Genomic DNA, 21,021 nt, shown 5'->3' with positions numbered 1-21,021 from the left:
GGGCGTCGTTGCGTTCGGGGGTGGGTTGGGGCCCTTCGCTTTTGAGGGTTTTACGCGCGGAGGGGGCGCGTCAAGAGCGCCTTCGGCGTCGCTTCGCGATGGCTTCGCCACTCTTGGCCCGCCCCCGGCCGCGCGCAAAGCGGGCTGGGGGCGAAGGGGCGGGAGGGGTGTAAGGGCCTGGGGCCGTTGGGCGCTGGCGCGCCCTCGGCCCTGGGGTGCGGGGGTGGGGGTGGGTGCTGGGGCGTTCGCCAGCACCCGGCGGGGGCCTTCCGGCTGGAACTCCCGCGCAAACCCCGCCACGTCAGCACCGGGGCGTCCCCGGCTCCCGCCGCGGCGGGGCCAACCCCCGCTTACACTCCCGTCAGACCCCGGCGTTTCAGCAGTGGCGTGATCTCCGGGTCCCGGCCGCGGAACGTGCGGAACGCGGCCATCGAGTCCGTGCTCCCGCCCTTGCTCAGCAGCTCCTTCCGGAAGTGGTCCCCGTTCGCCCTGGTCAGGCCGCCGTTTTCGCGGAACCATTCGACCGTGTCGGCGTCCAGGACCTCGCTCCAGATGTAGGAGTAGTAGCCCGCCGAATAACCGCCGCTGAAGATGTGGGCGAAGTACGTGCTCTGGTACCTCGGCGGCACCACGGGCAGCGCCACCCCGGCCTTCTCCAGCGCCGCCGCCTCGAAGCCCGCCACGTCCCGCACGTCGTCGTCCGGGGAGATGGTGTGCCACGCCTGGTCCAGCAGCGCCGCCGCCAGGTACTCCGTCGTCGAGTAGCCCTGGCCGTACTGGGCCGCCTCCTGCAGGCGCTCCACCAGCCGCTGCGGCAGCGGCTCCCCCGTCTCGTGGTGCTTCGCGTAGTTCGCCAGCACCTCCGGCCACAGCATCCACATCTCGTTGACCTGCGACGGGTACTCCACGAAGTCCCGCGGCACGTTCGTGCCCGAGAACGTCGGGTACCGCACGTCCGACAGCAGCGCGTGCAGGGCGTGCCCGAACTCGTGGAACGCCGTCACCACCTCGTCGAACGTCAGCAGCGTCGGCTCACCCTGCGGCGGGCGCGCGATGTTCAAGTTGTTCACCACGACCGGCCGCTCCCCCAGCAGGCCCGACTGGTCGACGAACGTGTTCATCCACGCGCCACCGCGCTTGGAGTCCCGCGTGTAGTAGTCACCCAGGAACAGCCCCAGCGGCGCACCGTCCGCGTCGAACACCTCGAACACCCGCACGTCGGGGTGGTACGCCGGCAGGTCGTGCCGCTCCGTGAAGCTCAGCCCGTACAGCTTGTTCGCCGCGAAGAACACGCCGTCCCGCACCACGCGGTCCAGCTCGAAGTACGGCCGCAGCGTGGCGTCGTCGACGTCGTACCGCGCCTTGCGCACCCGCTCGCCGTAGAACGCCCAGTCCCACGGCTCCAGCGTCGCGCCCGGCACGTCCTGCTCCAGGTACCGCTGCAGCTCCTCGGCGTCCCGCTTCGCGTTCGCCACCGCGGCCGGGGCGAGGCGCTCCAGCAGGCCGATCGCCGCCTCCGCCGTCCCCGCGGTCTCGTCCGAGATCACGTACGCCGCGTGGTGCGGGTGGCCCAGCAACGCCGCCCGCTCCGCCCGCAACGCGGCGATGCGCGTCAGCACCTCGCTGTTGTCGTTGTCGTTGCCCCGCTTGCCGCGCGAAACCGAGGCGCGGAACAAGCGCTCCCGCACCGCGCGGTTCTCCAGCGACGCCAGCAGCGGCTGCGACGTCGGCAGGTTCAGCGTCAGCAGGAACTTCCCCGTCAGCCCGCGCGAGTTCGCCGCCTCGCGGGCCGCGGCCACCGCGTCCGCCGACAACCCGGCCAGCTCCCGCTCGTCGTCCACCACGACGGCGAGATCATTGGTGTCCCGCAACAGGTTCTCCTGGAAGCGGGTGCTCAAAGTGGACAGTTCCGCGTTGAGCTCGCGCAGCCGCTCCTGGTCGCCCTCCGGCAGCCCGGCGCCGGCCCGCTGGAAGTCGGTGTGCACGCGCTCCAGCAGCCACGACGACTCCGCGTCCAGGCCCAGCGACTCCCGCCGCTCGTACAGCTCCCGCACCCGCCCGTACAACCGCGGGTCGAGGTGGATGGCGTCGGAGTGCGCGGCGAGCTTCGGCGCGACCTCGGCCTGCAGGTCCTGCAGCACCGGGTTCGTGTCCGAGGAGGTGAGGTTGAAGAACACCGACGCCACCCGCGACAGCAGCCGCCCCGACTTCTCCAGCGCGACGATCGTGTTGTCGAACGTCGGCGGCTCCGGGTTCGCGGCGATGGCCTCGACCTCGGCGGCGTGCTCGGCCAGCCCGGCCTCGAACGCGGGCGCGTAGTGCTCGTCGGCGATCCGGTCGAACGGCGGCAGCCCGTAGGGCAGCTCGCTCGGGCTCGCGAACGGGTTGTCCGGAGAGAGCTGAGAGTTCACTGACGGCCCCTTCGTCCTGTGGAACCTCCGACCTCCGCGTCGGAGGATGCCTTCTTCCTACCCCGCTTCGGCGGCGGGGGCACGATCCCGGCGAAGTCCGTGCCGTGGTCGTTGACCCGCAGCACGAACGGCCGCGTCTCGGTGTAGCGCACGACGGAGATCGACGCCGGGTCGACCACGATCCGCTGGAACGCGTCCAGGTGCTGGCCCAGCGCGTCGGCGAGGATCGCCTTGAGCACGTCGCCGTGGCTGCACAGCAGCCAGACCGCGTGGTCGCCGTGCTCGGCGCTGATCCGGGCGTCGTGCTCGCGCACCGCCGCCACGGCCCTGGCCTGCATGCTCGCCAGGCCCTCGCCGCCGGGGAAGACCGCCGCGGACGGGTGCGCCTGCACCACCCGCCAGAGCGGTTCCTTGACGAGCGTCTTCAGCTCGCGCCCCGTCCACTCGCCGTAGTCCACTTCGGACAGCCGGGGCTCGACGGTGCGGTCGAGCCCCCGCTCGGCGAGCAGCGGGGCGACGGTCTGCTTGCAGCGCAGCATCGGCGACACGACGGCCTCGGCCAGCGGCACGCCGGCCAGCCTGCCGGGCAGTGCGTCGGCCTGGCCGCGGCCGGTGTCGTCGAGCCCCACCTTGGGGGTGCGCCCGGCCAGCACGCCCGAACCGTTGGCGGTCGAGCGGCCGTGCCGCAGGAGGATCACGGTAGCCACGGCCGCCACACTACGTCAGAAGTCCGGACCGGCCTTCGGGTCCAGCGTGCCCACGGCGATCAGCACGAACAGCGCGATGCCCAGCGCCACCCGGTAGATCACGAACGGGACGTAGCTGCGTGTCTTGATGAACCGCATCAGCCACGAGATCACCAGGTAGCCCACGCCGAACGAGACGAGCGTCGCGAGGATCGTCGGCCCCCACTCGGGGCCGCTGCCCTCGCCGATCTTGCTGACCTCGTAGAAGCCCGAGCCGAGCACGGCGGGCACGGCGAGCAGGAACGAGTACTCGGTCGCCTCGGCACGCGTGTAGCCGAGCAGCAGACCGCCCGTGACGGTGCCGCCGGAGCGCGACACGCCCGGCACCAGCGCGAGCGCCTGCGCGATGCCGAAGGTGAGGCCGTGCCGCACGGTGAGGTGGTCCAGCGTGCGGTACTGGCGGCCCACCCGGTCGGCGATCGCGAGGATGATGCCGAACACGATCAGCACCGTCGCGGTGATCCGCAGGTCGCGGAACGTCGAGTGGATGGAGTCCTGGAACAGCAGGCCCAGCACGACGATCGGGATCGAGCCGACGATCACCAGCCAGCCCATCCGCGCGTCCGGGTCTTGCCGCCACTCGCTGCGGAAGATCGACAGGAACCAGGCGCGGATGATCCGGCCGATCTTGCGGCCGAAGTAGAGGATCACCGCCAGCTCGGTGCCGATCTGGATCACCGCGGTGAACGCGGCGCCGGGGTCCTCCCAGCCGGCCAGCGCGGCGGTGATGCGCAGGTGCGCGCTGGAGGAGATGGGGAGGAACTCGGTCAGGCCCTGCACGAGGCCGAGGATGATCGCTTCGATCCAGCCCATGGTCACCGGGCCTTTGTCGGGTTGAGTCTGATTTGCACGGTGCCGAAGGGTATCGGCAGCGTTGATCACCGGACCGTCGGGCTTGAGTCCGTGCAGGGCAGTTACTCTCTGTGGCATGGAGAAGCGACAGCTGGGCCGGTCGGGACTGCGCGTCTCCCGGATGGCGCTCGGCACGATGAGCTGGGGCGGGGAGACCGACGCCGACGAGGCGGCGAGCCAGCTGGTCGCGTTCGTGGACGCCGGCGGCACGCTCGTCGACACGGCGGACATCTACGCCGAGGGCGAGTGCGAGCGGATCCTGGGCGGGCTGCTGGCGGACCTGGTGCCCCGCGAGGACGTCGTGATCGCCACGAAGGCCGTCGCCCGGCGCACGGACGGCCCGTTCGGCGGCGGCGCCTCCCGCGGCGCCCTGCTGTCGGCGCTCGACGGTTCGCTGCGCAGGCTCGGCGTGGACCACATCGACCTGTGGCAGCTGCACGCGTGGGACGACACCGTCCCGCTGGCCGAGACGCTCTCCGCCCTCGACTACGCCGTGACGTCGGGCAAGGTCCGCTACGTCGGCGTCTCCAACTACTCCGGCTGGCAGCTGGCCACGGCCGCGGCGAGCAGCACGCTGCCGCTGGTGTCGGTGCAGGCCGAGTACTCGCTGGTCGAACGCGGGGTCGAGCGGGAGGTCGTGCCCGCCGCGCTGCACCACGGGGTCGGGCTGCTGCCGTGGGCGCCGCTGGGCCGGGGCGTGCTGACCGGCAAGTACCGCACGGGCACCCCGGCGGACTCGCGCGGCGCCTCCCCCACGTACGCGGGGTACGTCGAGCAGCACCGCACCGACCGCGCGGCCCGCATCGTGGAGGCGGTGTCCACCGCGGCGGACGGCCTCGGCACGTCGCCGCTGGCGGTCGCGCTCGCGTGGGTCCGGGACCGGCCCGGAGTGGTCGCGCCGGTGGTCGGGGCGCGGGACACGGGGCAGCTCACGGGCTCGCTCGCGGCGGAGGAGATCGTGCTCCCGAACGCCATCAAAGCCGCGCTGGACGACGTCAGCGCGATCGAGTTCGGTTACCCGGAGCGGTGGCCGAGGTGACAAGCAGGTGACACAGACGTGACGTGGCGGGCATTGTGGAGGATGCTGGGGCGCAACGTCGGAAGGTCCGGAGGTCGGGTGCGGAGGTCCGCCGTGGTGGCAATGCCGGTCGCGTGCGCGCTGCTCGTGGCGGGCTGCTCCTCGGACACCGGCAAGGGCGACGACGAGCTGCAGATCGTGAACAACCCGGTCGCGGCGACGGCCGCCGTTTCCCCCGCCCCCGCTGTGACGCCCGCCGGCACGGTGCTGGCGTCGCCGGCGGTGACGGCGATGGCGGCGGACGCGGCGTCCCGGACGCTGGCCGTGGCGGTGGACCAGCCGCCCGCGGTGCTGCTGTACCGGCTCGATGAGCAGGGCGCGCAGCCCGTGCGGGTCGCGGTGCCGGGTGCTGTCGAGCAGCTGAGCTTCGGCGCCGGGCAGGTGCTGGCCAGCATCCCCGGGCGCGGGACCGTGGCGAGCGTCCCGGTGGGCGGTGGCCAGGCCGGTGAGCTGGGCGTGCCGGGCCAGCCCGCGGACGCCGTCGCGGCGGGCGCGGACACGCTGGTGGCGGTGCGGGACCGCAAGGCCGTCGAGGTGTACCAGGGCGGGAAGCTCGTGAAGACGATCACGGGCGGGCTGTACAGCGCCGACGAGGTGGTGCACTCGGGGGACCACACGGTGGTGCTGGACCGGCTGCGCACGGCGGTGTTCACGGTCGACGTGCCGGGCGGTGCGATCGGTGAGGGCCTGCGGGCGGGCGACGGCGCGACCAACGCCGTGGCCGATTCGTACGGCCGGGTCCTGGTGACGGACACGCGGGCGGGGGCGCTCCTCGCGTTCTCGATGGATCCGCTGTTGTTGCGCCAGATGTACCCGGTGCCCGGCGGCGTGTACGGCATCGCGTACGACGCCCAGCGTTCGATGGCGTGGGTGACGCTCACGGAGCGCAACGAGGTGGTGGGCTTCGACGTGCGGGGTGGGGAGCCCGTGGAGAAGTACCGGTTCCCGACGGTGCGCCAGCCGAACTCGGTAACGGTCGACGCCCGGACCGGCAAGGTCTACGTCGGCTCGGCAACGGGAGAAGGGGTCCAGGTGATCCAGCCATGACAACCTCGTCCGAGGCGGTGGTCGACGGAGACTGGGAGTACCGGCGGCTGCAGCTGCCACCGGGCGTCTCCCGGCGTGCGGCCGCCACGCAACTGTCCATCCACGCGGAGTTCGCGGGCTGGGAACTGTCCACGGTCCGCCTGTACTCCGACGGCACCCGCAGGGTCTGGCTCCGCAGGAAGCGCCGCCCGGCGGACGTGAACTACCTGGCCTCGTAACAGCCGCAGGCACGGGATGACCACCCACAAACGGTCACCCAGCAACGCGAACGCGAGCGGCCACACCGCCCACACACCGCCACCCGGCGACGCGAAGCGAGCGGCCACACCGCCCACACCCACCCCCGCCCCGATCCCCAGCCGCACTTACGGCCGATCCGGCGGGTCAAGAGTGGGCGAAGCCCATCCCGAAGGGACGCCGCAGGCGCTCTTGACGCGACGGATCGGCCGTGAACACTCAAAGATCGGGGCGGGGGTGGGGCCGCGCAGCAGGCGCGCCAGCGCCGGTGGACCCCCGCCACTCACACGCCCAGCGGCGAACAGGACGAAAAGATCAAAAGAACGCCTCGCCGGCGGGCAGGCTCCGGATGATCACCCAACTCTAGGCAGCGGCTTTGCCCCTCACGCCGCCCGGAAGAACCGGTCCAGCACCCGTGTCCCGAACTTCAGCGCCTCGACCGGCACCCGCTCGTCCACGCCGTGGAACAGGGCCGAGAAGTCCAGGTCCGCGGGCAGCTTCAGGGGTGCGAACCCGAAGTTCCGGATGCCCAGTGACTGGAAGGACTTGGCGTCCGTGCCCGCCGACAGCATGTACGGCAGGGTTCGCGCGCCCGGGTCTTCTGCCAGTACCGAGGCCGTCATGGCATCGACGATCGCACCGTCGAAGGTCGTTTCCACCGGCGGGAGTTCCATCCACTCCTTTTCGATGTCCGGGCCCAGGATCTCGTCCAGCTCCCGGTTGAACGCCTCCAGCCTGCCGGGCAGGATGCGGCAGTCCACCGCCGCCTCGGCGACCGACGGGATCACGTTCGACTTGTAGCCCGCCGTCAGCATCGTCGGGTTCGCCGTGTCCCGCAGCGTCGCGCCGACCATCCGCGAGATGTTGCCCAGCTTCGCGACCGCGCCCTCGATGTCGTCCTCCGGGAAGTCCCACCCGGTGATCTCGGTGACGCCCGCGAGGAACTCCTTCACGGAGTCCGTCAGCACCAGCGGGAAGCGGTGGTTACCCAGCCGCGCCACGGCCTCCGAGAGTTTCGTGACGGCGTTGTCCCGGTGGATCATCGAGCCGTGCCCGGCCGTGCCGCGCGCCCGCAGCTTCATCCACCGGATGCCCTTTTCGGCGGTCTCGATGAGGTACGCCCGCACGTCGTCCTTCAGCGTGACCGAGAACCCGCCGACCTCGCTGATCGCCTCCGTCACGCCCTCGAACAGCTCCGGCCGGTGCTCCACCAGCCACTGCGCGCCGAACTTCCCGCCGGCCTCCTCGTCGGCCAGGAACGCGAACACGATGTCGCGCGGCGGGACGATGCCCTCGCGCTTGTAGTACCGCGCCACGGCCAGCGTCATGCCGACCATGTCCTTCATGTCGACCGCACCCCGGCCCCACACGTAGCCGTCCTGCACCGCACCCGAGAACGGGTGCACCGACCACTCGGCGGGATCGGCGGGCACCACGTCGAGGTGCCCGTGCACCAGCAGGGCGCCACGTGAACGGTCCGCGCCCGGCAGGCGGGTGATCACGTTGTGCCGGTTCTTGCCACCCGACTCGACGTATTCGATCTCGTAGCCGACCTCGGTGAGCTTCTCGGCGACGAACTCCGCGGCCGCCCGCTCCCCCACCAGCGTCGCGGGATCACCGGTGTTCGTGGTGTCGATGCGGATCAGGTCGCTGGTCAGCGTGACGGCCTCGTCGGCCGCGATCTCGATCTGGCTCACCCCGCATTCCTATCATCCGACGACGAGGCGCGTGACCCCGTAGGCGAGCGCGGCCACCGCGGCGGCTGCCGGGAACGTCAGCACCCAGCCCAGCACGATGTCCCGCGCCACACCCCAGCGCACCGCCGACAACCGGCGCGTCGCGCCCACGCCCATCACCGCCGACGTGATCACGTGCGTCGTCGAAACCGGGGCGTGGAACGCGAACGCCGTCAGGTACAGCACGGACGAGCCGACCGCCTCCGCGACGAAACCGTGCGGCGGGTCGAGCGGGAAGACGCGGCGGCCGAGCGTCCGCATGATCCGCAGGCCACCCGAGTACGTGCCCAGCCCCAGCGAGACCGCGCACAGCAGCGTCACCCACAGCGGCACCGTGTACAGGCTCTGCTGCCCGCTCGCGACGAGCGCCAGCACGATGATGCCCATGCCCTTCTGCGCGTCCTGCAGCCCGTGCCCGAGCGCGAGGCTCGCCGCCGACAGGATCTGCAGACGGCGGAACACGTGCCCCACCTTGTGCGGGTTGCGCCGCCGCAGCAGCCACAGCGCCGCCACCATGCCGAGGTAACCGAAGACGAGGCCGACCAGCGGCGAGAGCACCATCGGGATCAGCACCTTCTCCAGCACCCCGCCCCAGTGCACGGTGCCCGCCGACGCGAGCGCCGCGCCGACGAGCCCGCCCACGAGCGCGTGCGAGGACGACGAGGGCAGCCCGAAGTACCAGGTGATCAGGTTCCACGCGACGGCGCCGACGAGCGCGGAGAACACCACGCTCAGCGCGGCCGAGCCCTGCGGCGGGTCGATCAGTCCTTTCGCGACGGTCACCGCGATCCCGGTGCTCAGCAGCGCGCCGAGCAGGTTCATCACACCCGCCAGGATCAGCGCGCCCCGCAGCGACAGCGCCTTGGTCGACACCGCGCTCGCGATCGCGTTGGACGCGTCGTGGAAGCCGTTGGTGTAGTCGAAGAAGACGGTCAGCAGGATCACGAGGACCAGACCGAGCGTGGTCCCGTCCACTAGGACTCCTTGACCGCGATGGTCTGCACCACGTCCGCGACGTGCTCGAAGGCGTCGGCCGCCGACTCGAGCCGGTCGATGACCTCCTTGGTCTTCATCACCGTCAGCGGGTCGGCGCCGTCGGTGTTGAACAGGTGCGCGAGCAGCCGCCGGTACACGCCGTCGGCCTGGTCCTCGATGGCGTTGATCTCCTCCCAGAACGCGCTCAGCTCGGTGACCTTGCGCATCCCGGGCATGGCCTCGGCGGTGAGCGTGGCGGCCCGCCCGAGCAGCTCGACGAGCGCCTCCACGCCCGGCGGGAACTGCTCGATCCGGTACAGCACCGCCAGGTCGGCCGCCTCGTCCATGTCGTCGAGCACGTCATCGATGCGGGAGGCCAGCAGCTGGATGTCCTGCCGGTCGAACGGGGTGATGAACGAGGTGTTGAGCTGGAGCATGATCTCCTGGGTCGCGTCGTCGCCCAGGTGCTCGGTGTCGTGCATGAGCTGGGCGACCTTCTCCCGTTCCGCCATGGGCACGGAGATCAGCTCGGTCAGCAGGCCCGCTCCCGTCACCAGGTTGCCCGCGGCGGTGGTGAGCAGGTCGAAGAAGCGGGTGTCGCGCGGGGTCAGGCGCACGAAGGTCCTCTCACGGTCGGCTGCCGACGCCCGTCCTGAGTTCGTGGAGCCGCCCGCGCGGGCCGTCCGGGGCGAGCGGAGGCGTGTCCAGCCCCGCACCCTCGCGCAGCCCGCCCAGGAACTCCCCGATGGCGTCGGTGGCACTGTAACCCGGTGACCAGCCCAGTTCCGCGCGTGCCCGGCCCGTGTCCATGACCGGCAGGCGGAGTACGGTTTCGAACAGCCCCGGACTCGCCGGCACGGCGTGCAGCCGCCAGGCCGCCGCGAGCGGCCCGCGCAGCGCCCAGCCCGGCAGCTTCACCTTCCGCGCGCCCAGCAGCTCCGCCAGGACGTCGGCGTCGAGCACGGGTTCGGCGGCGACGTTGAACGCCCCGCGCACGTCCTTCACCGCGGCGAGCCGGTACGCCTGCCCCACGTCGGCCGAGTGCAGCGCCTGCATCCGCAGCCCCGGCACGTCGGGGATGACGGGCAGCAGCCCGGCCCGGCCGAGGAAGTTGGGCACGAGCGGCCCGGCGAACAGCCGCCGCTGCTGCGAGGCCGACTCCCGCTTGAAGATGAAGCCCGGCCGCATCCGCACCACGCGCGTGTCGGGGTGGCGCGGCTCGAACCCGTCGAGGTAGCGCTCCAGGTAGGCCTTTTCGCGTGGGTAGGCCGCTTCCGGCCAGCCGTGCGTCGGCCAGCTCTCGTCGACGCGCGTGTCCTGCGGCCCCGGGGAGTAGGCACCCACGGACGAGGCGTACACGAGCGCCGGCACCCGTTCCCGGCCCACCGCCTCGAACATCTTGATGCTGCCGAGCACGTTCGCCGTCCAGGTGCTCACGGGGTCGTGCGTCGGCTGGAACAGCCATGCGAGGTGGATCACGACGTCCGCGCCCCGCACGAGGTAGCCGAGGTCGTCCTTGGCGACGTCGGCCAGCGCCCACTCCGTCTTCGACGCCGTCCACCCCGGCTGGCGGCGCACGATGCCGACGATGGAGGACACCGCCGGATCGGCGCTGAGCGCCTCCACGACGCTGGTGCCCACGTTGCCACTCGCTCCGGTCACCACGACTCGCATGCGCGGCGGGTACCCGGGCCCCAGGGGTTCAACCGGCGTTTGGGGTTCCCCGGGCTGGGGCATCTCGGCCGCATGAGCAAACCTCCCCAGCAACAGCGGCCACCGGGGACCACGGCGGAGATGGATCCCCAGCCGCGGGACACGATGAGCGACTACACCGGCCGCGACCTGCTCAAGGACAAGCGCGCACTGGTCACCGGCGGTGACTCGGGCATCGGCCGCGCCGTCGCGATCGCCTTCGCCAAGGAGGGCGCCGACGTGGCGATCGCGTACCTGGAGGAGCACGAGGACGCCGAGCGCACCGCGGAACTCGTGCGCGCGGAAGGACGGCAGTGCCTGCTGCTGCCGGGCGACCTGGCCGACGGCGAGCGGTGCCGCGCGATCGTCCGCGACACGGTGCGGGCCTTCGGCGGGCTCGACGTGCTGGTGAACAACATCGCCACGCAGCGGGAGCTGGACTCGCCGGAGGAGCTGACCGAGGAGCAGTGGCTGCACACGTTCGACGTGAACATCCACAGCTACTTCCGCGTCACGCGGGCCGCGCTGCCGCACCTGGGCGAAGGCGGCGCGATCGTCAACAGCGCGTCGGTGAACGGCCTGCGCGGCAACAAGAAGCTGATCGACTACTCCGCGACGAAGGGCGCGATCATCGCGTGGACGTACTCGATGGCGCAGGCGCTGGCCGAGCGCGGCATCCGGATCAACTGCGTCGCGCCGGGTCCGGTGTGGACACCGCTGATCCCGGCCACGATGTCGCCGGACCACGTGGAATCCTTCGGCGAGAACGTCCCGATGAAGCGGATGGCCCATCCGGACGAGCTGGCGCCGTCGTACGTGTTCCTCGCCGCGAACCGGCTTTCTTCCTACTACACGGGTGAAGTGCTCGCCGCCCTCGGTGGCGAGACGATGCCCGGCTGAGCACAGGAGGCGACCATGGCACAGGAGAAGTCCGAACAGCAGGAACGGCTCGAGCTGGAGCCGGAACCGCAGACGCTGGAGGACCCGGAGAGCTGGCAGGCGGAGGACCCGGACTACGCGAGGGAACCCGACTCGGAGGCCTCCGGCGGCCAGTTCGCGGCGCCGGACCGCAGCAACGAACTCGTGGACACGGAGAAGACCGCGATCGCCGAGGACGGCGGCACCCAGCACCCCGCGACGGGCGCCGAGGAGCAGGCGATGCACGTGGAGGACGGCGGCGTTTGACGGCCGCCGCACCCGGGCACCCCTACGGGGAGTTACCGAAACGAGTGGAGGTGCTCCCGACATGCCGGGACGAGAAGCACTGCCCAGCACTTTGAAACGCTCGCCCAAGAAGGCGCAGGAGACGTGGGTGAAGACCCACGACTCCGCGGTCGAGACCTACGGTGAGGGCCGCCGCGCGCACCAGACCGCCTTCGCGGCGCTGAAGCACTCCTTCGAGAAGGTCGGCGACCACTGGGAGGAGAAGGAGGGCGGCAAGAAGGGCCCCTCCGACAAGCAGGCCGCCCGCGGCGCCAACCGCAAGCCGACGAAGACCGCCGGCGGCGTGGACGCCTCGGCGAGCAAGGAACACCTGTACGACCTGGCGAAGAAGCTCGACATCAAGGGCCGGTCGTCGATGAACAAGGCGGAGCTGGTGAAGGCGCTGCAGCGCGCGAACACCAAGGAAACCGCCAAGGCGCGCAAGAAGAAGTAGCGCGGTATCAGGACGGCGGCAGGGGCGGCTTTCCCTCGCGGTCGACCACCTGCCGCGCCCGTGCGGGCACCCGCCAGTCCAGGCGGGTGCCCGCACTGCGTTCGAGCCTGGCCAGCACCTGCCGCGCGGCGGCGTAGGCGGCTTCCTGCTCGGCCGGGGTCGCGCCGCGGTGCGCCAGTTCCAGCAGTTTCACCGCCTGCGCGAGCAGTCCCCGCTCCTCCGCCGTGAACCGCGACGCGCGCAGTTTCTCCGCCGCCTCCCGCGCGGCGGTCCACGCCTGTTCGGCCCGCGCGGTGGCGTCGACGAACTCCCGCGCCATCGGCTCCGGCGGGTACTCCTCGGTCCGCAGGGCCATGGCCTCGCTGAAGGCCTCGATGAACCGGGCCGTCGCGGGCACCGCCGGGTCGGCGAGCGCGGGCAGCCGCAGCACCTCCAGCGGGTCCGACTCGTAGCCGGCGTACTCCCCCGCCAGCCGCCGGTACCGCTCCCCCGCCTGCTCCCAGCGCAGCCGCAGCGACCGCGAAGCCGGCGCGGGCGCGGGACTCGCGGACGTGCGCCACCGCCGCTGCAGCGCCACACGCGAGTAGACGGAGATCAGCAGCCACAGCATCACGATGAGCAGCGGCTCGAAACCCTGCAGCGAATCCATGGCGCTCCTCCGGTGCGCTCCGCGAACCCGGTCCCCAGCCTGTCTCCCATGGTGCGCCCGCCGGTGTGTGTCCCGTGTTGCCGCCGCGACAGCACGTCGGAAAGCACCGGGCCGAATGGCCCTACCGGCGCCCGGGTGGCGGGGTGATCGTGAGGGCGCAATCCCCCACCCGTCCGAAAGGCCGCCGCCGATGTTCGACCCGTCCGGCCTGGAGGTCCTCGACCGGGCCGAGTGCCTCGCGTTGCTCGCCACGGCGGACGTCGGGCGGGTCGTGTTCACCAGCCGCGGGCTCCCGGCCGTGCAGCCCGTGCGGTTCTGCTACGGGCAGGACGCCGTGTGGTTCCCCGCCGAGGTGCACACCGACCTGTTCGGCGCCGCGCAGGACGGGGTGGTCGCGTTCGAGGTGGACGCCATCGAACCCCGGCTCGACGCGGGCTGGTGGATCACGGTGCTCGGCCGGGCCGTCGCCGTGTCCGAGCACGAGGTGCCGTGGTGGCCGGAGCTGGCCTCCGGGTCCCCCGCGGGGCAGTTGCGCTGCGTGCGCGTACCCGTCGAAGTCGTTTCCGGGCGGCGGGTGAAGCGGTAGTCTTCGGGGCCTCGCCTCCGGCAGGGGAGCCCCAGTGATCGAAAGCAGCGCGCGGGCGTTGTTGGACGCGGTGGTCGGGATAGCGGCGGACCTGAGCCTGCCCGACGTGCTGCGTCGTGTCGTCGAATCCGCGTGCGGGCTCGTCGGCGCCGAGTACGGCGTGCTGGCCGAGCTGCTGCCCGGGCGGCGCCTGGGCAGGGTCGTCGAAGCGGGCGAACCACGCGAGTACCGCACCCCCGCGGACCTGCCGTCCGGGCCAGGGACGCTCTCGGTGCCGCTGCGCACCCGTGACGGCCTGTTCGGCAGGCTGTACCTGGCCAGGCGGGACGGCGGGTTCACCGAGCAGGACCGCGGCGAGGTCGTCGCACTGGCCGCCGCGGGGAGCATCGCGATCGAGAACGCGGTCCTCTACGAGCAGACCCTGCGCCGTGAACGCTGGCGCGAGGCGTCCCAGCAGGTCACGGCGGCGCTGCTCGCCGGTGAGGACGGCGGCACGACCCTGCACACGATCGCCGACCGCGCCCGGGTCGTGGCCGGCGCGCCGGTGGGTGCGGTGGCGCTGCCCAGCGAAACCGAGCCGGACACGCTGGTGTTCGAGGTGCTCGCCTCGCCGTACCCGGGGTACGAGCGGCTCGTCGGTGCCCGCGTCCCCTACGACGGCACGGCGTCCGGGCGCGCGTTCCTCCGCGGCGAACCGGTCGTGATCAGCTCCTACGGCGGGTACGCGGCGATCCAGCAGGCCAACAGCGGGCTCCGGGCACCGGACACCTTCGCCGACCTCGATTCGGCGGTGGCGGTGCCGCTGAAGGCGGGCTCGCAGAAGCTCGGGGTGCTGCTCGTGGTGCGTTTCCGCGACGAGGAGCCGTTCACCGACGCCGAGGTCGGCCTGGTGCGGGACTTCGCCGCGCACGCCGCGCTGGCCGTGGAGTTCGCGCGGGCCGAGGAGGACCGGCGGCGGCTCGTGGTGTTCGAGGAACGCGACCGCATCGCCCGCGACCTGCACGACCTGGTGATCCAGCGGTTGTTCGCGATCGGGCTCGGGCTGGAGGGGCTCAGCCGGCTGACGAAGCAGCCCGAGCTCGCCGAGCGCGTGACCGGGTTCGTCCGGGACCTCGACCGCACGATCCGGGACGTGCGCAACAGCATCTTCTCCCTGCAGGAGCCCGCGGAGGCGCACGGCGGGGTGCGTTCGGACCTGCTGCGGATGGCGCAGGACAGCACGGCGATGCTCGGCTTCGAGCCCCGGGTGAGCTTCGACGGCCCGCTCGACGCCGCGGTCACCGGGCCGCTGCGCGCCGACCTGCTGGCGACCGTGCGGGAGGCGCTGTCCAACGTGGCCCGCCACGCCGGGGCGAACTCCGTGGCCGTCGAAGTGGTGGTGGAGCGCGGGAACCGGGAGCTGTCGCTCACGGTGCTCGACGACGGGGTCGGGTGCACGGGCAGCTCGCCGCACGGCCAGGGCCTGGCGAACCTCCGGAAGCGCGCCGCCCGCTGGCACGGCACGCTGACGGTGGGGCCGCGGCCGGAGGGCGGGACGAAGCTGGTGTGGACGGCGCGGCCGGGCAGGCGGGAGGAGCCATGACGATCTCGGTGTTCCTGCTCGACGACCACGAGGTGGTGCGGGCGGGGTTGCGGACGCTGCTGGACACGGAGCCGGATCTCGGTGTGATCGGCGAAGCGGGTACGGCGGCCGAGGCGATGGCCCGCATCCCGGCGCTGCGGCCGGACGTCGCGATCCTGGACGTGCGCCTGCCCGACGGCGAGGGCGTGTCGGTGTGCCGGGACATCCGCACCCTGGTCGACCCGCCGCCGGCGTGCCTGATGCTCACGTCCTACTCCGATGACGAGGCCCTGTTCGGCGCCGTTCTGGCTGGCGCGGCGGGGTACCTGCTCAAACAGGTGTCGGGGACCAACATCGTCGAGGCCGTCCGCACCGTCGCCGCGGGTGGCTCGCTGCTCGACCCGGAGCTGAAGGCCGCGGTGGCGCAGCGGATGCGGGGCGAGGCCGAGGCCGATCCGCAATACGAGCTGCTGAGCCCGCAGGAGCGGCGCGTGCTGGAGCTGATCGCGGCGGGGCTGACCAACCGGCAGATCGCCGAGCGGCTGTTCCTCGCCGAGAAGACGGTCAAGAACTACGTGTCCTCGCTGCTGCACAAGCTGGGCTTCGAACGGCGCACCGAGGCCGCGGTGTACCTCGCGAGGCGCAACCGGCGGCGCTGATCTCCCGGCAGGATGGCGGGGTGGACGATCTCGAGATCCGCCTCGCGCGGGACGGCGAACTGGGCACGGTGGCGGGGCTGCGGTGGCGGTGGGTGGCCGAACAGGGTGATCCGGGGCCGCTGGACCGGGCGGAGTTCGTGACCCGGTTCGTGGCGTGGGCGCGGGAGCACTCCGCCTCGCACCGGTGTTACGTGGTGCTGCGGGCGGGCCGGGTGCTCGGCATGGCGTGGCTGGCGCTGCTGCCCCGCGTGCCCACGCCGCGTGCGCTGGACCGGCGTTCCGGGGACGTGCAGTGCGTGTACGTGGTGCCGGAGGAACGCGACAACGGCGTCGGCGGGCGGTTGCTCGACGTCGTGCTCGGTGAAGCGCGGGCGCTCGGGTTGGAGCGGGTCACCGTGCACTCCAGCGAACGCGCCGTGCCCGCCTACCTCCGCCACGGCTTCGCTCCCTCGCCACGGCTGCTGCAGACCCGCCCGGGCTGACGCAACCCGCGCCGCAGGTTCCCATCGGGAACCGGATGGCTGCTCGGCTCGCGCTCAGCCGAGGCCCACCTCCGTCCACTCCCCACGGCCGTTGCTGACCCCGCACCCCCGCGCCGCAGGTTCTGGCCGGGAACCGGATTCGATTCGGGCGACGGAGGTATCCCGGAGTGACTGCCCCGGCGAGGAGGAGGCACATGTACCGTGCGGGAGGCACAGTGACCGGCGAGCGTGACGCGCAGCCCGGCGTTTCGCGGGTCCGCCGGCTCGGCACCCACCTGCCACCGGTGGCCAGGGCACCCGGCGAGGCGCGGGCGTTCGTGGCCGACGCGCTGCGGTCGTGGCACGTGCCGGAGGACAAGGCGTGCGACATCGTGCTCGCCGCGTCGGAACTGGTGACCAACGCCTTCGAGCACGGCAGCGGCGGCATCGCGCTGCGGATGCGCTTCACCGGCGACTGCCTGCTGCTCGAGGTGCGCGACTCCGACCCCGGCGACCCGGTGCTCCACCGGCCCGGCCCCCGCTCGGTGCGGGGCCGCGGGCTCGCGTTGATCCAGGCGCTCAGCAGCGCGTGGGGCCACCGCCGCGGCGGTGACGGCAAGTGGGTCTGGGCCGAGTTCCAGCTGGCCTGAACCCCCGGCCGGACTATTTTCGCCGTTCGAGCGGCGCCGGTGAAATCAGGGTGTTAATATGAGAAACGCCCGCTCCCGGTGACCCCCAGGCCGGTTGAGCGGGCTCCTTTTTACCCGGCGGACCCTCAGTCCGCGTCGTCCTCCGCCCAGTGGCACAGCAGCAGGCACACGTCGTCGTCGTGCTCGGCGGAGCCCAGCATCTCGTCGAGGATCCGGTCCCCCGCCTCGTCGGTCGGGTCGCCGGCCGCCGACGCGAACACGTCCGCCAGCCGCTCCATCCCGGTGTCGATCGACTGCGCCCGCCGCTCCACCAGGCCGTCGGTGTACATCAGCACCGTCTCGCCCGGCTTGAGGCCCGCCTCGTACTCCTGGATGCCGAACGTGAACGGCACCCCCATCAGCGGCGCGTTCGGCTCGTCGAGCGCCCGCACGCGGCCGTCGGTGCCCGCGACGAACACCGGCAGGTGCCCGGCGTTCGCCCAGCGGATGCGCCCGGTGGACAGTTCCAGGTCGATCACGACCGCCGTGGCCAGCAGCGAACTGTGCCAGCCCCGCAGCAGGCCGTGCGTCAGCCGCAGCGTCTCCGCGGGGCCGTGGCCCTCCGTGGCGTAGGCCCGCAGGACATTCTGCAGCTTTCCCATGATCACCGCGGCTTCGAGCCCGTGCCCGGTGACGTCGCCGACGGTCAGCACGATCGTGCCGTCGGGCCGGGTGAACGCGTCGAACCAGTCACCGCCGACGTTGACGCCACGCGCGGCGGGCAGGTACCGGGCACACAACCGCAGGTCGGGCGGGGTGTCCAGGGTCGGCAGCATGGCCAGCTGCAGCCGCTCGGCCAGCTCCCGCTCGCGTTCGTACTCCCCCGCGTTGCGCAGGCCCACCGCCGACCGGGCCGCGACGGCGCTGACGAACGGGATGTCGTCCTCGCCGAACCCGGGCTCGTCCCGGCACAGCTCCAGCACCCCGAGCAGGTTCGGGCCCACCGACAACGGCGCCAGCATGCGCTTCTCGTCAGTCACCGGACGGCGGGTCGCGACCACGCGGCGAACCTCGGGGTCGGGCTCGCCCGGATCGGGTTCGCGGTGCAGGCGGCGGTCGTCGTCGAGGATCCACACCGCCGCCGACGTGGCGACGCCCTCCCGCTGGACCAGCTGCACCAGCGCCTCGGCGACCTCACGGCCACGCAGCGACGCCGACACGGTGCGGCTCACCTCGTCGAGGAACGCCGACCGCTGGCGCTGGCGCTCTACCTCCGCGTGCAGCGCGAGCAGCCCCGCGTTCGTCTGCTCCAGCTCGGTGCGGTGCATCTGGAGCTCCTGCTGCTGGCGTTCGATGATCTCCCGCAGCTCACGCACGAGGTTCTCGGGGCAGTCGGCCATCAGCCACCTCCCCCGGTGACGGCGACCACGCACGCGTCGTCCCGGCCGCGGCCGTGCTGCCCCAGGATCCAGCCCGCGACGATCGCCGGGTCGTGGCGCAGCAGTCCCGGCCAGTCGTCGGCGCTCCACCGGTCGGACACCCCGTCAGTCTGCAACACCAGCCAGCTGCGCGGGGACCACGAATCGGTGGAATCGGCCGCCCGGTTCGTTCCGGCGACACCGACTATGCCGGGCCGCGACAGCAGCCGCTGCACGGGCGCGCCCGGTTCGGGATACCGGCGGGTCGCGATGTTGCCGATCCCGGCGAACCGCAGCCGTCCCGAGGCGGGCGCCACGGAAGCGACCGCCACGGTCGCACCCCGGGTGCGTGCCAGAGATTGCTGCATCGCGTCCAGGATACGGGCGGGGCCCAGCGAGGCGTGTGCCGCGACGGTCTCGATCGCGGCACCACTCGCCTTCGCCGCGGCCTCGCCGTGCCCGAGGCCGTCGCTCAGCGCGACCGCGACCGAGGCCCCGCTCGGCACCGCCGTCCACATGTCCCCGCAGGCCGTTTCGCCCGCCGCGGTCAGCCGGGCCGCCCCCACGCGCACCCCGGACAGCGGCTCACCGTTCCGCCACCGCGCGAGGACCGCCGTGCCGCGCCCCGGCAGGGAGTAGGCGTCGAAGAAGTCGGCGGCACGGCGGATCGAGCCCAGCCCGGCACCCATCGTGCCGGTCGTGGAGTAGCCGTCGCGCATGCTCGTCTCCATCCGCGCGACGCCCGGGCCCTTGTCGACGGCGAGGAGGTCGAGCTGACCGGGGCCCGGCACGACGCTGAACACCCCGCGCCCGGCGTGCTTGGTCAGGTTCGTCGCCAGCTCGGTGGCGGCGAGCGCGACCCGGTGCACCTGCGCCATCGGCAGCCCCTGCTGCTGGGCCACCGCCGCCGCCAGCCTGCGTGCCCTGCCGACGTGGCCGTCCTCGCTGACGACGAGGTCCGTGCGGATCACGGCTTCCTGCGCGCGGTGATGGACAGCTCGATGCGGGTGCCCTTGCCGGGTGCGGAGTCGATGCTGAACCGGTCCGCGAGCCTGCGCGCCCCGCCCAGCCCCAGGCCCAGCCCGGAACCGGTGGTGTAGCCGTCGGTCAGTGCGAGGTCGATGTCGGGGATGCCGGGCCCGGAGTCGACGAACGTGAGCCGCACGGTGCCGCTGAGCGCGTTTTCCTCCACCACGATCTCGGCCCGGCCCCCGCCCCCGTACACCAGTGTGTTGCGCGCCAGCTCGCTCGCGGCGGTGACCAGCTTCGTCTGCTGCACCAGGCTGAAACCGGCGGACACCGCGGCCTCGCGAGCGGCCTGGCGGACGTGCACGATGTCGGTTTCGCTGGTGATCGCCACGCTGGTCGTGGCCGGTGCTCCGCTCACCGGCGGGCCGATCCGTCACTCAGCAGTTCGAGCGCTTCCTCCACCGACAGGGCGGTCTCCAGCCCGGACAGCACGAGACCCAGCTCCACCAGGGTGATCGCCACCGCCGGCCGCATGCCCACCACGACGGTCTTCGCCGCCAGCAGCGACGTCGCGGCCGCGATGTCGTGCAGGGTCCGCGCCAGGAACGAGTCGACCACGTCCAGCACGGAGATGTCGATGAGCACCCCGCGCGCCTGCTGGGCCACGACCTGCTCGGTGATCTGCTGCTGCAGCTCGTCGACCGAGTAGTCCAGCAGCTCGTCCTGGATCGACACCAGCAGGACGCCGTCCAGTTTGACGATGGGGACCCCGGGCATCAGAGCACGCCGGTTCCGGTGCTGGTGACGGTCAGGCCCAGCCGCGACAGCGCGTACTTGAAGGCGTCGGCGAGCCGGGCGCGCGTGGCCACCTCGTCCAGGTCGATGCCCAGCTGCACCATGGTGTTGGCGATCTGCGGGCGGATGCCGCTGATCACGCACTCGGCACCCATCAGCCGCGCCGCCAGCGCGGTCTTGAGCAGGTGCTGGGCGACCATCGTGTCCACCGTCGGTACGCCGGTGATGTCCAGGATCGCGACCTTCGCCTGCTGGTCGAGGATGGCCTGCAGCAGGCTTTCCGTCGCGGTCTGGCTGCGCATGCTGTCGAGCGTGCCGATCAGCGGGATCGCCAGCACACCGTCCCACAGCTTGATCACCGGCGTGGACAGCTCGGCCAGCTGCTCGCGCTGGCTGGCGATGGTGTCGCGGCCCGCGCTCAGCGCCGCGTCGAGCAGGATCAGCCCCAGCGTGTCGACGGCGCCGGACAGCAGCACCGCACCGGGCGCGACGAGTTCCCCGGGCACGTCCTCCTCGGCCCACAGCCGCAGCAACGGCTCCTTGAGGCTCGACATCTGGGCGGCGGTCTGCGAGACGAGCGACGAGTCGTGCACCTGCTGGACGGCCAGCGCCTCCAGCAGCGTGCGGATGCCGGCGAAGCCCTCCGCGGCCGGGTTGTTCACCTCGCCGGCCGCGACCGCGCGGCGCACCCCGTCGAGCACCTCGGCGCCGTCCAGCGCGGCCTGCTCGCGGTCCAGGCCCACGGTCTGGAAGAACGGGGCACCGGACCACTCGGCGACGATCGTCTCCCTGCGCCGGTCGAGGAAGTCACTGACAATGGTGGGGGTTTCCGGTCCCGAGGTGGTCGTCATCGCTCCTCATAG

Annotated in this window: 24 protein-coding genes; 11 read left to right on the top strand and 13 right to left on the bottom strand. The window is 72.1% G+C overall.

The window, feature by feature from the left end:
• Window positions 1–350 precede the first annotated feature (350 nt).
• Genes BMZ92_RS01045 through BMZ92_RS01035 form a run of 3 tightly spaced genes read right to left on the bottom strand, consistent with a single transcriptional unit; the run spans window position 351 to window position 3,970 of the window.
• Window positions 351–2,411, bottom strand: a complete 2,061-nt coding sequence (locus BMZ92_RS01045; protein WP_091503617.1) for a M3 family metallopeptidase — start codon at window positions 2,409–2,411, stop codon at window positions 351–353.
• Complete coding sequence (locus BMZ92_RS01040; RefSeq protein WP_091504283.1) at window positions 2,408–3,118, bottom strand: histidine phosphatase family protein; 711 nt, start codon at window positions 3,116–3,118, stop codon at window positions 2,408–2,410. The genes BMZ92_RS01045 and BMZ92_RS01040 overlap by 4 nt, the downstream gene beginning before the upstream one ends.
• A 15-nt stretch (window positions 3,119–3,133) precedes the next feature.
• Window positions 3,134–3,970, bottom strand: coding sequence for an undecaprenyl-diphosphate phosphatase (locus BMZ92_RS01035; RefSeq protein ID WP_091503616.1), 837 nt, complete (start codon window positions 3,968–3,970; stop codon window positions 3,134–3,136).
• A gap of 115 nt (window positions 3,971–4,085) precedes the next feature.
• Between BMZ92_RS01035 and BMZ92_RS01030 the strand changes: the two genes are divergently transcribed.
• The 3 genes from BMZ92_RS01030 (at window position 4,086) to BMZ92_RS01020 (ending at window position 6,352) form a co-directional block, all read left to right on the top strand.
• A complete protein-coding gene (locus BMZ92_RS01030) occupies window positions 4,086–5,048 on the top strand; it encodes an aldo/keto reductase (RefSeq protein WP_177228488.1) in 963 nt (320 codons plus the stop codon).
• Window positions 5,049–5,150: 102 nt separating this feature from the next.
• Window positions 5,151–6,134: a YncE family protein gene (locus BMZ92_RS01025; protein ID WP_091503614.1), complete on the top strand. Its 984-nt coding sequence runs from the start codon at window positions 5,151–5,153 to the stop codon at window positions 6,132–6,134.
• Window positions 6,131–6,352, top strand: coding sequence for a DUF5703 family protein (locus BMZ92_RS01020; protein WP_091503613.1), 222 nt, complete (start codon window positions 6,131–6,133; stop codon window positions 6,350–6,352). Before BMZ92_RS01025 ends, BMZ92_RS01020 begins: the two co-directional genes overlap by 4 nt.
• 402 nt (window positions 6,353–6,754) lie before the next feature.
• On the opposite strand, the gene BMZ92_RS01015 is transcribed toward BMZ92_RS01020, so the two are convergent.
• Genes BMZ92_RS01015 through BMZ92_RS01000 form a run of 4 tightly spaced genes read right to left on the bottom strand, consistent with a single transcriptional unit; the run spans window position 6,755 to window position 10,756 of the window.
• Entirely contained in the window at window positions 6,755–8,068 is a 1,314-nt protein-coding gene (locus tag BMZ92_RS01015) for a M20/M25/M40 family metallo-hydrolase (RefSeq protein WP_091503611.1), read from the bottom strand.
• A gap of 12 nt (window positions 8,069–8,080) precedes the next feature.
• The gene (locus BMZ92_RS01010; protein WP_218153365.1) at window positions 8,081–9,082 is read right to left on the bottom strand and encodes an inorganic phosphate transporter; all 1,002 of its coding nucleotides are present in this window, start codon (window positions 9,080–9,082) and stop codon (window positions 8,081–8,083) included.
• Window positions 9,082–9,699: a DUF47 domain-containing protein gene (locus tag BMZ92_RS01005; protein ID WP_091503609.1), complete on the bottom strand. Its 618-nt coding sequence runs from the start codon at window positions 9,697–9,699 to the stop codon at window positions 9,082–9,084. Before BMZ92_RS01005 ends, BMZ92_RS01010 begins: the two co-directional genes overlap by 1 nt.
• A gap of 10 nt (window positions 9,700–9,709) precedes the next feature.
• A complete protein-coding gene (locus tag BMZ92_RS01000) occupies window positions 9,710–10,756 on the bottom strand; it encodes an NAD-dependent epimerase/dehydratase family protein (RefSeq protein WP_091503606.1) in 1,047 nt (348 codons plus the stop codon).
• A 72-nt stretch (window positions 10,757–10,828) separates the two neighbouring features.
• Here BMZ92_RS01000 and BMZ92_RS00995 point away from each other — a divergent pair, with 72 nt between their 5' ends.
• The 3 genes from BMZ92_RS00995 (at window position 10,829) to BMZ92_RS00985 (ending at window position 12,431) form a co-directional block, all read left to right on the top strand.
• Window positions 10,829–11,674 (top strand): SDR family oxidoreductase, encoded by an 846-nt coding sequence (locus BMZ92_RS00995; RefSeq protein WP_091503604.1) that lies wholly within the window; start codon window positions 10,829–10,831, stop codon window positions 11,672–11,674.
• Window positions 11,675–11,689: 15 nt separating this feature from the next.
• Window positions 11,690–11,959, top strand: a complete 270-nt coding sequence (locus tag BMZ92_RS00990) for a DUF5709 domain-containing protein (RefSeq protein WP_091503603.1) — start codon at window positions 11,690–11,692, stop codon at window positions 11,957–11,959.
• A gap of 61 nt (window positions 11,960–12,020) precedes the next feature.
• Window positions 12,021–12,431: a ChaB family protein gene (locus tag BMZ92_RS00985; protein ID WP_091503601.1), complete on the top strand. Its 411-nt coding sequence runs from the start codon at window positions 12,021–12,023 to the stop codon at window positions 12,429–12,431.
• Between the two features lie 7 nt (window positions 12,432–12,438).
• Here BMZ92_RS00985 and BMZ92_RS00980 read toward each other — a convergent pair whose 3' ends face one another.
• On the bottom strand, window positions 12,439–13,080 hold the full coding sequence (locus BMZ92_RS00980; RefSeq protein ID WP_091503600.1) for a hypothetical protein: 642 nt from the start codon (window positions 13,078–13,080) through the stop codon (window positions 12,439–12,441).
• A gap of 190 nt (window positions 13,081–13,270) precedes the next feature.
• On the opposite strand from BMZ92_RS00980, the gene BMZ92_RS00975 reads away from it, so the two are divergent.
• The 5 genes from BMZ92_RS00975 to BMZ92_RS00955 all read left to right on the top strand — a co-directional run bounded on the left by BMZ92_RS00975 (window position 13,271) and on the right by BMZ92_RS00955 (window position 16,997).
• On the top strand, window positions 13,271–13,666 hold the full coding sequence (locus tag BMZ92_RS00975) for a pyridoxamine 5'-phosphate oxidase family protein (protein WP_091503598.1): 396 nt from the start codon (window positions 13,271–13,273) through the stop codon (window positions 13,664–13,666).
• 34 nt (window positions 13,667–13,700) lie between these two features.
• Window positions 13,701–15,248 carry a sensor histidine kinase gene (locus tag BMZ92_RS00970; RefSeq protein ID WP_245782819.1) on the top strand — a complete coding sequence of 516 codons (1,548 nt, stop codon included), beginning with the start codon at window positions 13,701–13,703 and terminating at the stop codon, window positions 15,246–15,248.
• Window positions 15,245–15,886: a response regulator gene (locus tag BMZ92_RS00965; protein WP_091504279.1), complete on the top strand. Its 642-nt coding sequence runs from the start codon at window positions 15,245–15,247 to the stop codon at window positions 15,884–15,886. The genes BMZ92_RS00970 and BMZ92_RS00965 overlap by 4 nt, the downstream gene beginning before the upstream one ends.
• Before the next feature lie 20 nt (window positions 15,887–15,906).
• Entirely contained in the window at window positions 15,907–16,368 is a 462-nt protein-coding gene (locus BMZ92_RS00960) for a GNAT family N-acetyltransferase (RefSeq protein WP_091503597.1), read from the top strand.
• A 194-nt stretch (window positions 16,369–16,562) separates the two neighbouring features.
• A complete protein-coding gene (locus BMZ92_RS00955; protein WP_091503595.1) occupies window positions 16,563–16,997 on the top strand; it encodes an ATP-binding protein in 435 nt (144 codons plus the stop codon).
• 125 nt (window positions 16,998–17,122) lie between these two features.
• On the opposite strand, the gene BMZ92_RS00950 is transcribed toward BMZ92_RS00955, so the two are convergent.
• The 5 genes from BMZ92_RS00950 to BMZ92_RS00930 are packed head-to-tail and all read right to left on the bottom strand — an operon-like array spanning window position 17,123 to window position 21,009.
• Entirely contained in the window at window positions 17,123–18,376 is a 1,254-nt protein-coding gene (locus BMZ92_RS00950) for a PP2C family protein-serine/threonine phosphatase (protein ID WP_091503594.1), read from the bottom strand.
• Entirely contained in the window at window positions 18,376–19,365 is a 990-nt protein-coding gene (locus tag BMZ92_RS00945; RefSeq protein WP_091503592.1) for a SpoIIE family protein phosphatase, read from the bottom strand. The genes BMZ92_RS00950 and BMZ92_RS00945 overlap by 1 nt, the downstream gene beginning before the upstream one ends.
• Window positions 19,362–19,781, bottom strand: a complete 420-nt coding sequence (locus tag BMZ92_RS00940) for an anti-sigma regulatory factor (protein ID WP_091503591.1) — start codon at window positions 19,779–19,781, stop codon at window positions 19,362–19,364. Before BMZ92_RS00940 ends, BMZ92_RS00945 begins: the two co-directional genes overlap by 4 nt.
• Window positions 19,778–20,140 carry an STAS domain-containing protein gene (locus BMZ92_RS00935; RefSeq protein WP_091503589.1) on the bottom strand — a complete coding sequence of 121 codons (363 nt, stop codon included), beginning with the start codon at window positions 20,138–20,140 and terminating at the stop codon, window positions 19,778–19,780. Before BMZ92_RS00935 ends, BMZ92_RS00940 begins: the two co-directional genes overlap by 4 nt.
• Window positions 20,140–21,009, bottom strand: a complete 870-nt coding sequence (locus BMZ92_RS00930; protein WP_091503588.1) for an STAS domain-containing protein — start codon at window positions 21,007–21,009, stop codon at window positions 20,140–20,142. Before BMZ92_RS00930 ends, BMZ92_RS00935 begins: the two co-directional genes overlap by 1 nt.
• Window positions 21,010–21,021: the final 12 nt, after the last annotated feature.

Origin of the sequence: Amycolatopsis sacchari (assembly GCF_900114035.1) — a bacterium.
Taxonomy (GTDB): domain Bacteria; phylum Actinomycetota; class Actinomycetes; order Mycobacteriales; family Pseudonocardiaceae; genus Amycolatopsis_E; species Amycolatopsis_E sacchari.
Note: the sequence above shows the minus strand (reverse complement) of the source record. Positions and strands in the feature narration are given on the sequence as shown.